This is a genomic window from Photobacterium sp. R1 (genome assembly GCF_054600795.1).
On sequence record NZ_BAAHZP010000589.1, the window covers coordinates 1 to 268 of the forward strand.

The following is a 268-nucleotide window of genomic DNA, read 5'->3' on the forward strand; positions in this document are numbered from 1 at the left end:
AGGGTCAATCTGACACTTCCAACTTTGCCCTTTTGCCGTGCATGAATGTTCAGACAAACCACTGCCATCATTAATGGCTGCAAAGCCCAGTTTAAAATCTACTTTATTACCCCGAATAAAAGCTTTATCGTTAATATCAATCCTTCCTGAAGACGAATGTGATTGAACTGGCGCACTAAAATACTCACAGATTGAATTTGATGGCTCTGGCAACTCGGGTGGCGAAGTATCAGAGCTACATTCCATTGTCTCAACCGACGTTGAATCT

General features: G+C 42.2%; 1 protein-coding gene. It reads right to left on the reverse strand.

What is annotated here, in order from left to right; translation table 11 throughout:
- On the reverse strand, nt 1-246 hold a 246-nt coding region (locus ACYP03_RS26405), incomplete at its 3' end, for a hypothetical protein (RefSeq protein WP_459782725.1).
- Nucleotides 247-268 lie beyond the last annotated feature (22 nt).